This is a genomic window from Psychrobacter sp. G (assembly GCF_000418305.1).
Lineage (GTDB): Bacteria > Pseudomonadota > Gammaproteobacteria > Pseudomonadales > Moraxellaceae > Psychrobacter > Psychrobacter cryohalolentis.
The window spans coordinates 1,926,445-1,942,063 of record NC_021661.1 but is presented as its reverse complement, the minus strand read 5'-3'; the positions used below and the strand labels follow the sequence as shown (position 1 = coordinate 1,942,063).

The following is a 15,619-nucleotide window of genomic DNA, read 5'->3' as shown; positions in this document are numbered from 1 at the left end:
CTGATAGATAACGGTTATTTTACTAAGAGCAGATGTATAAATGCTTACTATATAATGGCTAGTGGCAAAGTGGTGCTATCATTACTTATCAATAACAAAAACCTTAAAGCAAATTAGGCGTGGCTGATGAGTAGAGGGCTTTGGTATATAAAAAGCGAGCTGATTCAAAAGATATAGTCAATGAAAAGTAATATCGACATATTATGTACTGCTGGTATCAATTTTTCTTGCTTGCTGTGCCTACGCAGACAGAGGCTGCAAAAAAATTGTACCCGCAGTACCGTAGCGTTTTTAGAGTATGTTGACTATAGTGACGTTAGATTCTCAATTGGGAATAACGATCAGCTATTATTTTTATAGTAAATCAAAAGCAAAAAACGCCTACGATTAAGTAGGCGTTTTTTATCTATATTCAAAGAAATACGTGTTATCGGTTAGCTTAATATTAAGCTGTCATCATCAACTTTCTCGCCGCGCGTTTGCTCAAACATATCGAGTAGATCATGCACAGTCATGCCTTGACGTTTATCACCAGCCACATCTAATACCACTTGACCTTGATGTAGCATCACGGTACGCGTGCCATGAGCGAGCGCTTGCTGCATCGAGTGCGTGACCATCATGGTGGTAAGCTGATTATCAGTGACAATTTTATCTGTTAGTTCTAACACAAAAGCGGCAGTTTTAGGATCAAGCGCCGCCGTATGCTCATCAAGTAGTAGAATCTTAGACGGCTGCAATGATGCCATCAATAGGCTAACCGCTTGGCGCTGACCACCGGATAACAGACCCATGCGGTCAGTCAAACGATTTTCTAAGCCAAGTTTTAAGACCGACAATTTTTCGCGAAATAAGTCACGGTTATTTTGGTTTAGAGCAAAGTTTAAACCACGTTTGCCACCGCGTTTATAGGCAAGCGCCATGTTTTCTTCAATCGTTAACGCTTCACAAGTTCCCGCCATTGGGTCTTGAAATACACGAGCCACCCAATGAGCACGCTGGTGCGCGGTCTTTTTGGTGACATCAATGCCATTTAGTAAGATTGAGCCACTATCGACGCGAGTGGTACCACTGACCGCGTTTAAAAAGGTCGATTTGCCCGCGCCATTGGTACCGATGACAGTGACAAATTCACCATCAGCGATATTTAAATCGATACCACGTAGGGCAGGGTTTTCAATGGGCGTTCCAGGATTAAAGGTCAACCGCAAATCTGTAGCTTGCATCATAATTATTATTCCTTATGGGTGCACATTGACATTAAGCCCGAACTTTACGACTTAAGAATTTATTTTTAGCTTTTGGCAATACCAATGCCAATACCACGAGTAGGGCAGTAATTAAGTTCAAATCTTGCGGCCCAAAGCCGATACTACGTAGCGTATCGCTCGATAGTGCCACTTGAATAAACAGCTTATACAATACCGCACCGACGACCACTGCAAATGTAATCAGCCAAATGCGTTTAGCTGGAATAATCGTCTCACCGATAATGACCGCTGCCAAACCAATAACGATAGTACCGATACCAATTGAGATATCTGCGCCACCTTGGGTCTGGACAAAAAGCGCGCCAGCTAAAGCAATCAAACCGTTAGAGATTGCCATACCAATGATGGTCATCCATGAGGTATTGATACCTTGTGCTTGCGCCATACGTAGGTTTGAGCCGGTTGCTCGCATAGAGAGACCGGTTTCGGTACTATAAAACCAATTTAAAAATAACATGGCCAATAGCACGACAATACCAATGATCAGACAGCGCATCCAATAGCCATTGCCATCATTGACCAAGGTACTAAAGACAGTCGTTTCACCCAACAGCGGCAAGTTTGGCGCACCCATAATACGTAGGTTGATAGAATAGAGCGCAACCATCACCAAGATACTGGCAAGGAGCTGTAATATGCCAAGCTTAACGTGCAACCAAGCAGTGACGATACCGGCAATTGAGCCGGCTAGCATACCAAAGGCGCAAGCAAGCCATGGATTGACACCAGCGATGATAGAGATGCCAGCGACCGCACCACCTAATGGAAAACTGCCGTCAGCGGTCAAATCAGGGAAGTCGAGGGTACGAAATGAAATAAGGACGCCAAGCGCCACTAGGCCATAAATCAAACCACTTTCAAGTGCACCAAAAAAAGCAATTAAAGACATAAGAGATCAGTAAGTCATAACCAAGTGTTTAGAGAACCATGAGGTTGAGATGAGTGGCATATATCAGCATCATCTACAAACCAAACACTTAGGCGGTGAATTTAACAGATTGTATAATCTGCAGCTAGGGTAAAGCGCAACCGATCACTGTCATAAATGATCATAATCTTTGCTTATTGAAAGCCTTTAAACAACAAGCCCAGCCTACTGACACATAGCTGGGTTTTGTTTGTAGCAATAATTCGCACCAATAAATAGCAAGGTAAAGCTAATGTAGACGATAATGACAGCTTGCGCAATCAACATTATCATCTACTGTTTGTTTTATACTAATTAGGTAAAAGGCAGTTACTCTACCACTTCTTTTGCTTTATCAATAACCGCTTGTGGTAAGGTGATGCCTTGCTCTTTAGCATGTTTTGGGCTGACATATAAGTCAAGAACTTTTGGCGTGTATACGGGAATTGCGCCTGCTTTTTCACCATTTAGGATACGTACAACGATTTTGCCAGTTTCACGACCAAGATCATAGTAGTTGACGCCCAATGCTGCGATGGCACCGCGCTCAACTGAGCTGGTATCCGAAGCAATTAACGGAATCTTACTTTCTTTAGCGGCTTGATATAGTGACTCATAAGCTGAAACCACGTTATTATCCGTTGAGGTGTAGATCATATCGACCTTACCTTCTAGGCTGCGTGCTGCCATCGCAATATCAGTACTACGCTGGGCAGGGGCTTCATGTACTTTGATGCCAAGTGGCGTCAGTTTTTCTTTTAGATTTTTTAGGATAATCGTTGAGTTAACTTCACCTGGGCTATAGACGTAGCCGACGTTTTTGAGACTAGGAATAATTTGGCGCATCAAGTCGATCTGTGGCTCATAAGGAAGCGCATCAGAACCACCAGTGACGTTGGTGCCAGAACCATCAAGCTTTGAGACCAGTTTGGCTTCAACCGGATCAGTAACCGCTGAAAACACTAACGGGATACTGCTGGTTGCAGCAGCGACTGACTGAGCCGATGGCGTACCAATAGCAATGATAACGTCTGAATTGTCGGCGACGAATTGCTTGGCAATCTGACCAGCAGTAGCAGTATTACCTTGAGCACTTTGGAAGTTAACTTTCAGGTTTTCACCATCTTTAAAGCCGGCATCGTTTAGCTCATCGATTACGCCTTTACGTACGGCATCAAGCGCTGGATGCTCAACGATAGCGGTAATAGCAACCGTTTTCATTTCTGTTGTGGTATTGGTGCCCGCAGTACCATCAGTCGCGGTACCTTCTTTAGCTGGCTGATTACAACCAGTCAAAATAGCGGTACATATACCGCCCCATAAAAGAGCTTTGGCAAAACGATTCTGATACAACATGGGTCTTACTCCTGAAAATAATAATGTGTCCGTACATTATATAAAAGATAAATAGAAGATCTTACGTACTGCGGTTATAAACAGTGTTTGTTATAAATTATAAGCTATCTACTGCGTATTCACTCTTATCTACTAGCGATTATTTGCTGGCAGTTTTTGCTTTTTCATCAACATTAATAGCATTTTTCAACAGCTCATCTGACAGTACTACACCTTGCGTTTTAGCATGTTTAGGGCTGACGTAGAGTGTCAATTCGTTCATGACTTCAGGCTTAACGGTACTGACCGCTTCACCATTTAAAATGCGATAAACCATCTTACCTGTCGTACGACCAAAGTCATAATCATTGACACCAAGTGCTGCTGTGGCACCGCGTTGGACACTGAATTCATCAGAGGCAACAATAGGCAGTTTTAGCTCATTGGCAGCTTGTGCCATGGCTTCAAAGGCTGAGGCAACATTATTGTCAAACGAGGTATAAATAATATCCGCGCGACCCTGTAAGCTACGTGTCGCCATACCGATATCTGTTGGACGGTTGGCTGGAATATCTAGTAATGATAAGCCACGTGCCGGCAGCGCTTTTTTAAGCGCATCACGCAATGATACCGAGTTGGCTTCACCAGGACTGTATACATAGCCAATGGTTTTGAGGTCAGGCTTGATTTTTTGGAGCAAATCTAGCTGCGGCTCTAATGGCAATTGGCTTGATAATCCGGTCAAATTGCTTTGAAAGGGTTTACCATCTGCAGTGATCAATTTGGCACCCAGTGGGTCTGAGACGGCGGTATATATAATTGGTATGGTCGTGGTTGCAGAGACGATAGATTGTGCCGATGGGGTTGAGATAGCAACGATGGCATCAGGATTGTCGCCGACAAACTGCTTGGCGATTTGTCCTGCGGTTGCAGTATTGCCTTGCGCACTTTGAAAGTTAACCTTTAGATTTTGACCTTCGACATAACCGTTATCCGCCAACTCATCAATAATGCCGCGACGCATATCATCCAATGAGGGATGCTCAACGATTTGAGTAATTGCCAATGTTTTGGCAGGTTTTTGAGCAGTAGTGGTACTGTCATCGGTGGTCGTTGTAGTATCTGCAGGTTTAGAGCAGGCTGATAATCCAAGCGCGGCGCTCATCGCAGCACCAAGTAGGCTAAAGCGTAAAGTAGTAGCAAAAATCATTTTATAGTGGCTCGTAGGTTAGAAAGTGCAGGTTACCCGAGTCAATGTTATGTGAATGCTGAGATAACGGGCTAACATCAAAGTAATCAATCCATTGATCATTATGTTCATATTATGACAGTAATGTAACTTATCGCAATAAAAAATTAAAGCGTATTCGTCACCAGTGTTATTAAAGCAAGTATTGACTGTTTTATTTGGCAAAATCATCTTTATTCGGCAAAACGCTGCTTAAAAAACGCACAAACCAGCAATTCAGCGATTACAAACGCACTTTATAATGAACGCAAGCTAATTTCTATACGAAAGTTACAGTGAGTCTGAAATCCATATCATTATTAATCATGCTGACATTAGTGAATGTTCAACAGACTCTACCATCTACTTAATCTTTTTCAAATGAATATTTTAAGGATGACATTATGAACACTACTAATCTTAAGTTATTAACCATCGCTGGCATTACAGCGATCTCATTGATTTCCTTACCTGCTATGGCAAAAGAGGGTCACGGTAATAATCATGGCAAGGGCAAATCTGCGTATGTCGGTAAAGATAAGCATGAACAAGTACAGCTTAAGCAGCATCAGTTAGAAAAATATAAATTTAAAAATGGTTATAGCAGCAATGCCCAGCCTAACATTAATGCTTATCATCATGCTAACTCTAACGCCTCATTCAAGCGTGATCTCGATCAATACGGTTACAGAGTAGTCGGCAACATTGATAGAGATATTTATGATCGTTCGGTAATTTTAGACCGTTATGATGACCGCTATGTTCGTATTCGCACGCCAGAAAATAAAATTGTGACGGTCGTTAATGATACGTTGCAGATCATTGATATTTTGACCAGATAAACAGCAAGCTTACTTTCTATTCTTTTTAACATAAAAAACGGTCTATTTAGACCGTTTTTTGTTTTGTTCTTTTATTATTACTTGATTAATTTAACGTTTTTAAGCCAGTGAATCACCGATAACGGCTTCATCAGGTAAGGTAATTACCACCAGACCTGTTTTCGGGTCGCCTGACGACAATACCATGCCTTCTGATATGCCAAATTTCATCTTACGCGGTGCCAAATTGGTCACGCAAATAACCTTTTTACCTTGTAATTGCTCAGGCTCATAGAATTTGCGAATACCACTAAAGACGTTGCGAGGTTGTGCTTCACCAACATCTAGTGTGAACTGAAGCAGTTTGTCCGCGCCTTCGACATGGTTGCAAGCGATAACATGAGCGACTTTCATCTCGACTTTGGCAAAGTCCTCGATACCGATATAGTCTGCTTGTTCGGTACTGCTTGGCATTGCTGCAGGCGAGGTATTTTTTGCTGCTGCTTTATCGTCTTGGCTAGCGGTAGGCGCACCTACTTGTGTCAATGAGGCTTTAGAATCTTCAACCATCGCTGCAATATCTTTTTCTTCAATACGCTGCATCAGTGGTTTAAACTTATTAATTTGATGACCAAGCAACCACTCATTACGGCTGGCAAAACTTAAATCATCAATGTTCAAGAATTCTTTAGCATTGGCAGTCAGCTCAGGTAATACAGGCGCAAGATATACCATTAATTGACGGAAGATATTGATTGCTACTGAGCAGACGTCTTGAACTTCTTGCTCTGCGCCTTCAACCTTGGCAAGCGCCCACGGTTTTTTGTCATCGATGTATTCATTGGCTTTATCAGCACACTGCATAATCAGGCGCATGGCACGAGAAAATTCACGGTTTTCATAAGCCGCAGCAATTTCATCGCCCGTCTTGGTGATGTCTTCTAATAGGCTTGGCTCAGCACAGACGTCTGTCAGCATACCATCATACTTTTTGACCAAAAATCCAGCGCTGCGACTGGCGATATTGACTACTTTACCAACGAGATCAGAGTTAACCTTTTGCATAAAGTCTTCTAAATCAAGGTTAATGTCCTCGACTTTGTCAGATAACTTACTCGCAAAGTAATAACGCAAGTACTCAGGATGCAAATGCTCAGCATAAGTGTCGGCTTTAATAAAGGTGCCACGCGACTTACTCATTTTTTCGCCATTGACCATCAAGAAGCCATGAGCAAAGACGCCGGTTGGTGTACGGAGTTCACTACCAGCAAGCATGGCAGGCCAAAATAGCGCATGGAAGTAAACAATATCTTTACCGATGAAGTGATACACTTCGGTTTTATGCTCGTTTTCTTGCGCCCAATAATGGTCAAAGTCTAGAGCCTCTTCTGTACCTGCACGTTTATCACACAAGTTCTGAAAGCTTGCCATATAGCCAACAGGCGCATCTAGCCATACATAGAAGTATTTATCTGGCTCATCGCTTGGCGTGTCTGGAATTTGAAAGCCAAAGTAAGGCGCATCACGCGAGATATCCCAACTGGTTAAGCCGGCATCGAACCACTCTTGTAGCTTATTGGCAACTGAGGTTTGCAAGCGATTATCACTGCGCGTCCAATCCTTTAAAAATTGCTCAAACTCTGGTAAATCAAAGAAATAATGCTTTGAAGTCTTTAGAATAGGCATCGCATTTGATAACGTAGAGTACGGATCTTTAAGTTCTGTCGCATCATAAGTCGTACCACAAACTTCACAATTATCACCATATTGGTCGGTAGCGGCGCACTCAGGGCAGGTACCTTTAACAAAACGATCGGCTAAAAACAGCTGTTTTTCAGGGTCAAATAGCTGCTCCACATCACGAGTAGAGATATGACCTGCATCTCTAAGGCGGCGATAAATCAGCTCAGAAAATTCCCGATTTTCTTCTGAATGCGTTGAATGATAATTGTCAAAATTAATCAAAAACTTAGCAAAATCGGCTTCATGAGCAGCTTGCACATTGGCAATTTGCTGTTCTGGTGTTACGCCATTGTCTTCGGCTTTGAGCATGATAGCAGTACCATGAGCATCATCCGCACAGACATAAGTCACCTTATGGCCTTGCGCCTTCATCGATCGTACCCAAATATCAGTTTGGATATACTCTACAAGATGCCCCAAGTGAATGTCTCCATTGGCGTAGGGCAGGGCACTGGTTACTAAAATCTCACGCACTTTCATCACCTATATTCTTATATAAACGGGTTGGTTATCAATAGAAATTGAAAAAGTGTGCCTATGATACCGTAATTCGGCTAAATTTGTGATATTCCTTACGAATTAATATGGTAATAAGCGCTATAGTTGATTCACTTTTAGAAGAGTGCAGCGCTACTGGTATTAATTATTCGTAGACTCTGTCTGCGTAGGCACAGCAAGCAAGAAAAGTTTATACCAGTAGTACGTTATAATAAGTGTAATGTATTTATTGATATTTATGATAAAAGTCCAACATAATAAATCCTTATAAAGCGCTCATAAAAACCCCGCTAAGCTTTTGCTTAGCGGGGTTTTTATGAGCGCTTTAAAACAGTAAAGCTGTCCGTTTTTTAAATTGACTTCATTATATGCTTTACTGATTCAACCCAATTAAAATGAACCAAACATCGTGCCCAAGGTAATGACAACGACGACAGCAATCAGTGGAATCACCATAGTGACCATTGCCAAGTTTAAGTAGGACTGTTTATGTGTCAGACCACAAATGGCCAACAAGGTAATGACCGCACCACTGTGTGGTAAGGTATCCAAACCGCCTGCTGCCATTACCGCCACTCGGTGCATTAGTTCTGGATCAATACCGGCTGCGACTGCCATTCTTAGATAGTCTTCACCCAAGGTTGATAGTGCGATACTCAAACCACCAGATGATGAGCCAGTAATACCAGCCAGCGTGGTCATAGCGACTGCTTCTGAGATGAGTGGATTTTCTGGCGTTAGATTCAAGATACTATCACGAATGAGAAGAAAGCCTGCTAATGAAGCGATAACGGCACCATAACCTACTTCCGACGCAGTGTTAAAGATCGGTAACATCGAGTCATAAGTACCGCGGTTGATGGTTTTTTGTAGGTTGGTCCAATGACCGAGACGCATGACGATTAGCACGATACAAGCTACGACCAATGAGAGGATGATCGACCATAGACCAAGCGAACCTGCGATATTCAAATCTGGGAACTGAGTCTGTAGGCCACTAAAATCCATCGATGGGAAGACAAAGTAAGTCAGTAAAGCGTTCAAACTGATGACCAGTATCAGAGGAATCATCGCAACGGTGAATGAGGTATGATGTGTACTAAGCAAGTTGGTCTCTGCTGCGCCTCCACCAACACCGCCTACATCGCTCTCATCGTGCTGACCATACCCTTCACCAGCGCCATTCGCTTTTCTGGCACGCGATTGCAACCACAACCAACCACAGACAAACATGATCGTACCACCAATAAGTCCCAAGACAGGTGCGGCAAATACGTTGGTATTGTAATAAGGAATCGGAATAGCATTCTGAATGGCAGGCGTGCCAGGTAATGCTGTCATGGTAAAGGTAAACGAACCTAGGGCAATCGCTGCTGGAATCAAGCGCTTAGGAATATCAGCAGCTTTAAACAAGTCTTTGGCGATTGGATAAATAGCAAATGCCACGACAAACAGTGACACACCGCCATAGGTCAAAATACCGCAAACTAAGATAACCGCCAAAATCGCTTTACTGGCGCCAAGCTTTTCGACCACCGTTTTAGCAATCGCTGTTGCCGCCCCAGAATCTGCCATCAAACGGCCAAAGAGTGCGCCCAGTAAGAAGATAGGAAAGAATTTGAGTAGGAAGCCACTCAATGCGCCCATAAAGACATCAGTATAAGCAGGAATACTGCTTAAAAAATCACCTGAAAGTAGTACGGCTAAAGCAGCCATAATTGGCGCTAAAATCAGTACGGAATAACCGCGATAAGCAAAGAACATCAAAAGTAATAAAGTAATAATAATAGCAAGTGTGCTAAACATGACCGCCCTCCTTGGCTAAGTTAAGCCTGAGAGTATGCAGGGCATAGGGAAATAGGTCAATAAAATTAAACGTAACGGGCGATTTAACGTATTTTATCAAACATTATTTTAGACAATTAGGATGGTGACCTCACCCATATTGCTCAAGCTGCGCTGCCTTGTACGCGCTTTATATTATTGTCTAGTCGCTGCTAGAATTATATGTTAAGTTATTACAGCTGTACTCTATATTTTATAGTGATATAAATTGTATTGCTTTAAATATAAAACTGATTGGTAGTCTAGTGTTTGCTTAAATAAGCAAAACCTATAATGAATCAATGTAAATAATAAAAATGAGACGTGTAAGGAGATAAGCATGAGTCAATCAAAGGTGTATGACAGCGCAGAAGCGGCGTTGAGTGGTATTGTGCGTGACGGACAGACGCTGGCGATAGGTGGTTTTGGTCTATGCGGTATTCCTGAAGCGTTAATCGAAGCATTGCGGGATAGTGGTGTTGAAGATTTGACGTGCATCAGTAATAACGCTGGTGTCGATGACTTTGGCTTGGGATTGTTATTACAGACGCGCCAAATTAAAAAAATGATCTCATCTTATGTGGGTGAAAATAAAGAGTTTGAGCGCCAGTACTTGGCAGGCGAGTTGGAAGTTGAGCTGACTCCGCAAGGTACATTGGCAGAAAAACTGCGTTCAGGTGGTGCAGGTATTCCGGCATTTTATACCGCAACTGGCGTTGGTACCTTAGTTGCTGAAGGTAAAGAAACCCGCGAATTTGACGGTCGTACTTATGTGCTTGAGCATTCATTACGCGCTGATGTGTCTCTAATCAAAGCGCAGAAAGCGGATAAAGCAGGTAACTTAATCTTTAATAAAACGGCGCGTAATTTTAATCCAGACTGTGCGATGGCGGGCAAGATTACTATTGTTGAAGTTGAAGAGATCGTAGAAACAGGCATCTTAAATCCTGATGAGATTCATCTGCCGGGTATTTTTGTGCAGCGTATCGTATTGAATAGCAGCCCTGAAAAGCGTATCGAAAAGACAACAACTAAAGTGGTCGAAGGCGCTTAGTCATTGCGATTACAGCATAATTAATAAATTATTAAATTTATAGTAATAGAATATCGTAAAAATTAAGGAAGCTATCATGGCATGGACAAGAGAGCAGATGGCACAGCGTGCCGCACAAGAGTTACAAGACGGTTATTATGTTAACTTAGGCATCGGTCTACCGACACTCGTTGCAAACTATATCCCTAAAGACGTCGATGTCTGGCTACAGTCAGAAAACGGCTTATTAGGTATTGGCGAGTTTCCTACTGCAGAAAACGTCGATGCAGATTTGATTAATGCAGGTAAACAAACGGTCACTGCCGAATCAGGTGCGAGTTATTTTAGTAGTTCAGAGTCGTTTGCGATGATTCGTGGCGGTCATGTTAACCTTGCAATATTGGGCGCGATGGAAGTCTCAGAGCAGGGCGATTTGGCAAACTGGATGATTCCCAAAAAAATGGTTAAAGGCATGGGCGGCGCGATGGATTTGGTCGCAGGCGTACAGCGTGTGATTGTGCTCATGGAGCAAGTTAATAAACACGGCGAGCCAAAAATCCTTGCCAATTGCGAATTACCACTGACAGGGAAAGGCGTGGTTGATCGTATTATCACAGAGCTTGCCGTACTTGATGTGACTGATAATGGCCTAAAATTGGTTGAGCTTGCAGATGGTGTTAGCTTCGATGAGCTACAAGAAAAAACACCAGTGAGCATTGCTCAATAGCTTTGATAAACCACTCAATAGTTCAAATACTGATTAGTAAATTGTTTAATAGCCACTATATTTTAGTGGCTTATTTATAGGCTTCATTCATTACTACTCATCACTACACACCATCACCTATTATTAAGGATAATATATGGCGACCCAATTAAAACAAGATTTGACCGGCAAAGTAGCATTGGTCACAGGCGCTGCCAGCGGTATCGGACGTGATATCGCCGAAACTTATGCTAAGGCAGGCGCGGCAGTCGGTATTGCAGATATTAATATTGAAGCTGCTCAGCAAACCGTCGATGCTATTGAAGCAGCAGGTGGGCGTGCCGTTGCAATTGCGATGGATGTAACGTCTGAAACTGCTGTTAATGACGGTGTTCAGAAACTGGTCGATACCTTTGGCGGTATTGATATTCTGGTATCTAACGCCGGTATCCAAATCATTGACCCCATCCATAAAATGGCGTTTGAAGATTGGAAAAAAATGCTCGCCATTCATCTAGATGGGGCGTTTTTGACCACCAAAGCTGCCGTACAGCATATGTATAAAGATGACAAAGGTGGCACAGTGATTTATATGGGTTCTGTGCATTCACATGAAGCCTCATTATTTAAAGCGCCTTATGTCACCGCCAAACATGGTTTACTTGGTCTATGTCGCGTATTGGCAAAAGAGGGCGCTGCCCATAATGTACGCTCGCATGTGATATGCCCAGGGTTTGTCAAAACGCCTTTAGTCGAAAAACAAATCCCTCAACAAGCGGCTGAAAAAGGCATTAGCGAAGAGTCAGTAGTGAACGATATTATGCTAGTTAATACGGTTGATAAAGAATTTACTACGGTTGATGACATTGCTCAACTGGCTTTATTTTTGGCTGCATTTCCAAGCAATGTCTTTACCGGACAATCGATTGTCGCAAGCCACGGCTGGTTTATGAATTAATAGTACGAATTAAGAACTTGTTTGGTCAGTCAGCTTAACTGTATGAGCTTGCTAAAAAAGACCAATCGACTAGGGTTTATCTTTATATTGACCAGAGCCAATGATATTGGCTCTTTTTTATGAGCGCTCGTTGGGCTATCTTGGGCGCAGGGATAAAGTGATGAATAATAAAGGCATATCAATAAAGTTAAGCGATACTATTGAAAGACAAGATTTTAAGCGCGATTGATGCGCTGTAGACGTTACGTCCTATAGATATCGCTGATATCATCGCGCTGATTAAACCCAAACTTGCTTGGCAGTTATTACAGCAGCTGCCCAATCGCTCGACGATATTTGTGTATATAGATACCGATATTCAGGGGACGCTTGCTTCGGTATTCCCTCGTGCTGTGTTCGCGGTGATTTCATAGTATCGCTGGTATTGGTATTGGTATTGGTATTGGTATTGGTAATGAGTATGATGTCTGTGGTGATGATAAGCTGCGAGCTTGCCTTTTGTATTGAACAAATTCATCCTTGTCTCGTGTCATAAAGTAATTCATCTATGTTATTTGATATCGATGATACCGTAGGCTCAAAGCTGTACGCAAAATGCTGTCTTACTGGCATCATGGTTTTTTTATGCTTGCAATTGAGCTACACTGACACGATAAAAGGTTTGGCTAAAAAGCTTATGGCTTCTATCGTTAATTATTCTCGTTATAGTATTAATAATACTTTTTAGCATACCAACCCACTTGTATAGGCAGTCACGGTCGCTATGTTTAATTTTATGAAGAAAAAACCCACCGCACAAAAGGAAACTCCAGAGCAGAAAGCTGCGCTTGATAGCGCTGTTGATAAAGTATTGCTGGGTTATCATGTTGGGGATAGCAGTATTGCTACGATGGTCACTGGGCTTGAGCGTAATGGTGGTGAGCTGACATTAGAGCTGCGTCTGCCACATGAAAGCGATCCTGAGGCCATTCAGCAAGCGCTTGGGCAGTTATTACAGCCGCATGGTATTCAAAGCATTCATATGAATGTTCGGATACCAGTGCCGATGAAAGGTGAAGGCTCAAGTTTGCCAAAAGCAATGCCAAAAACCACCAATGCGATGGATAGTCATAGTAAACCTGTTGCCAAGAGCGATGATAGTACGGTAAATGCTGAACCACCTATCACTAAGCAAGCTCCTACCCAAGCGTCGTTGTCCGCTCATCCGCGTATTCGTCATATCATTGTCGTTGCCTCTGGTAAGGGCGGCGTGGGAAAATCAACGACTACTGTCAATATCGCCTTGGCATTACAAAAGCTCGGCAACCGTGTTGGCGTATTAGATGCTGATATTTATGGACCCAGTATGCCAGCGATGCTAGGTGTGAATAGTATCAGACCTGAGCTTGAAAATGAGCAGTTTGTGCCTATCAATGCGCATGGACTAGCGATGCTATCGATTGGCAGCTTGCTTGATGGTGATAATACGCCTATCGCATGGCGCGGTCCAAAAGCGACCGGTGCGTTGATGCAGCTATATAATCAAACCAATTGGCCACAGTTAGATTATTTGGTCATTGATATGCCACCAGGCACCGGTGATATTCAGCTCACCCTTGCTCAGCGTATTCCGGTGACGGGCGCTGTCATTGTGACGACGCCGCAGCATATTGCCTTACTTGATGCGCAAAAAGGCATTGAGATGTTTAATAAAACCAATATTCCTGTGCTTGGCGTGGTTGAAAATATGGCGCTGCACACTTGTAGTAACTGCAATCATACTGAAGCTATCTTTGGTACGGGCGGCGGCGAAAAGATCGCTGATCAATATCAAGTGCCGCTATTAGGACAGCTTCCACTGGCAAGCGCTATCCGTGCACAGGTAGATAAAGGTGAGCCAAGCGTATTGGTAGATGATGAGTTTGCGTTTTACTATCTGAGTATTGCCAAAAATATTGAAACCAATATTAATAAGTTTGCCAAACCGATTAATGATAAGCGTATTTTTTAATGGTTATAGTTTCCTACTAAGAATCACAGCGTTTTTATTTTTAATGGGCTATTGTTTGCTATTATACTAAGTTAGTAGCAAACAATAGCTATTACATAACAAACTGCTTAACTCTTGGTATAAATTTGGCTAGGATGCCGCCATTATGACTCAAAACAATCATCAACCTTTGTCTGATATCTCTAATAAATTGAAACCAGCGGTGCTCGACCAACTAATCCAAAACGGTCAGCCTCATTCTGGTATTTTTGCCCAAGTTAAAAACATCAAATATTTAGATTATCACAGTCACCTTATCTCACAGAAACCTCTGCCCAATTGGCGTAAATACCTAAAAGCCAATCAATTCTGCTTTATTCAAATCATTCAACCACCTTATCGAGTCTGCTTGGCACTGGCGACTATTAAGCTTGCGACCAGTGCTTTTGTTTATCTTTATAATGATGAAACAAACGAGATAGAGGTGTGTGAAGCCTTGCAGCCTTTGACGCTTGATACGCGTTTAGAGGGTAGTTGCTATCAAGGGCAGATGGCATTTAGACATAACAATCTGACATTGACGTTAGATTTTACCCCGCCACAAGTCAACGTTGTGTTAGATAGTCAGTATCTGGCTATTGAAGCAACGTTACAGCGGCAGTCGCAGCCTTTGGCGGTCTGCACACCGACTGGCAGGCGTGGCTGGACTTTTACGCAAAAAGAGCCGCTTACCAAAATCGTAGGTCACTTAGCTATTAAGGCCAATTCAACGTTTAATAATGGACAACAAGTTCAGAAAATATCATTCAATGATGACACTATTGCCAATTTAGATTGGACACTTGGATATATGCGTCATGAGACCAATTGGTTTTGGACATGTATCAATAGCTATTTGCCAGATGGTCGTCATTTCACATTGAACTTATCGATGGGTGTTAATGAAACGGGCACTAGTGAAAATGCGTGCTGGCTAGATGGGCAGATATGTTATTTACCGCCTGTTATGTTTCTTCGTGATGCTCTAAATTTGCCATCCAATCAGCAAGACACTGTTGCTAATAGGTTAGATGACACACCGCAGCCTTGGCATATCTATCATCAAAACCTTGGCTGGAGCAATGTTGATATTGATTTAAGCTTTACCCCTATAACGGTTTATAAGAAGACCGATAACTTTGGTATCGTTGCCAGTATTTTTGAGCAATGGCTTGGTTTTTATAATGGTGAGATTGGAATCAAACAAGAGGTGATTAAGCTTGATAATGTGATGGGACTGGCAGAAGATCATTATGCAAAATGGTAGGCGATTATCATTTTGACCAG

The 15,619-nt window shown here is 42.5% G+C and carries 12 protein-coding genes; 6 read left to right on the top strand and 6 right to left on the bottom strand.

Annotation, left to right across the window (positions count from 1 at the left end; translation table 11 throughout):
* Nucleotides 1-434: 434 nt before the first annotated feature.
* The 4 genes from PSYCG_RS08030 to PSYCG_RS08015 form a co-directional block, all read right to left on the bottom strand.
* Nucleotides 435-1,229 carry an ABC transporter ATP-binding protein gene (locus PSYCG_RS08030; RefSeq protein WP_011513927.1) on the bottom strand — a complete coding sequence of 265 codons (795 nt, stop codon included), beginning with the start codon at nt 1,227-1,229 and terminating at the stop codon, nt 435-437.
* A gap of 31 nt (nt 1,230-1,260) precedes the next feature.
* Nucleotides 1,261-2,160: an ABC transporter permease gene (locus PSYCG_RS08025; RefSeq protein WP_011513926.1), complete on the bottom strand. Its 900-nt coding sequence runs from the start codon at nt 2,158-2,160 to the stop codon at nt 1,261-1,263.
* 348 nt (nt 2,161-2,508) lie between these two features.
* The gene (locus tag PSYCG_RS08020; protein WP_020443734.1) at nt 2,509-3,534 is read right to left on the bottom strand and encodes an ABC transporter substrate-binding protein; all 1,026 of its coding nucleotides are present in this window, start codon (nt 3,532-3,534) and stop codon (nt 2,509-2,511) included.
* A 139-nt stretch (nt 3,535-3,673) separates the two neighbouring features.
* On the bottom strand, nt 3,674-4,723 hold the full coding sequence (locus PSYCG_RS08015) for an ABC transporter substrate-binding protein (protein ID WP_020443733.1): 1,050 nt from the start codon (nt 4,721-4,723) through the stop codon (nt 3,674-3,676).
* Nucleotides 4,724-5,145: 422 nt separating this feature from the next.
* Between PSYCG_RS08015 and PSYCG_RS08010 the strand changes: the two genes are divergently transcribed.
* Complete coding sequence (locus tag PSYCG_RS08010) at nt 5,146-5,583, top strand: hypothetical protein (protein ID WP_011513923.1); 438 nt, start codon at nt 5,146-5,148, stop codon at nt 5,581-5,583.
* A 99-nt stretch (nt 5,584-5,682) separates the two neighbouring features.
* Here PSYCG_RS08010 and metG read toward each other — a convergent pair whose 3' ends face one another.
* Both metG and PSYCG_RS08000 read right to left on the bottom strand, forming a co-directional pair.
* Nucleotides 5,683-7,785, bottom strand: a complete 2,103-nt coding sequence (metG, locus tag PSYCG_RS08005) for a methionine--tRNA ligase (RefSeq protein ID WP_020443732.1) — start codon at nt 7,783-7,785, stop codon at nt 5,683-5,685.
* A 408-nt stretch (nt 7,786-8,193) separates the two neighbouring features.
* Complete coding sequence (locus PSYCG_RS08000; RefSeq protein WP_020443731.1) at nt 8,194-9,609, bottom strand: GntP family permease; 1,416 nt, start codon at nt 9,607-9,609, stop codon at nt 8,194-8,196.
* 358 nt (nt 9,610-9,967) lie between these two features.
* Here PSYCG_RS08000 and PSYCG_RS07995 point away from each other — a divergent pair, with 358 nt between their 5' ends.
* From PSYCG_RS07995 to PSYCG_RS07970, 5 genes are all read left to right on the top strand, one after another.
* On the top strand, nt 9,968-10,681 hold the full coding sequence (locus tag PSYCG_RS07995) for a CoA transferase subunit A (protein WP_020443730.1): 714 nt from the start codon (nt 9,968-9,970) through the stop codon (nt 10,679-10,681).
* A 76-nt stretch (nt 10,682-10,757) separates the two neighbouring features.
* The gene (locus tag PSYCG_RS07990) at nt 10,758-11,387 is read left to right on the top strand and encodes a CoA transferase subunit B (protein WP_011513919.1); all 630 of its coding nucleotides are present in this window, start codon (nt 10,758-10,760) and stop codon (nt 11,385-11,387) included.
* 136 nt (nt 11,388-11,523) lie between these two features.
* The gene (locus PSYCG_RS07985) at nt 11,524-12,324 is read left to right on the top strand and encodes a 3-hydroxybutyrate dehydrogenase (RefSeq protein ID WP_020443729.1); all 801 of its coding nucleotides are present in this window, start codon (nt 11,524-11,526) and stop codon (nt 12,322-12,324) included.
* A gap of 763 nt (nt 12,325-13,087) precedes the next feature.
* Entirely contained in the window at nt 13,088-14,314 is a 1,227-nt protein-coding gene (gene apbC, locus PSYCG_RS07975; RefSeq protein WP_020443727.1) for an iron-sulfur cluster carrier protein ApbC, read from the top strand.
* Nucleotides 14,315-14,459: 145 nt separating this feature from the next.
* Complete coding sequence (locus tag PSYCG_RS07970) at nt 14,460-15,599, top strand: DUF2804 domain-containing protein (protein WP_020443726.1); 1,140 nt, start codon at nt 14,460-14,462, stop codon at nt 15,597-15,599.
* Nucleotides 15,600-15,619 lie beyond the last annotated feature (20 nt).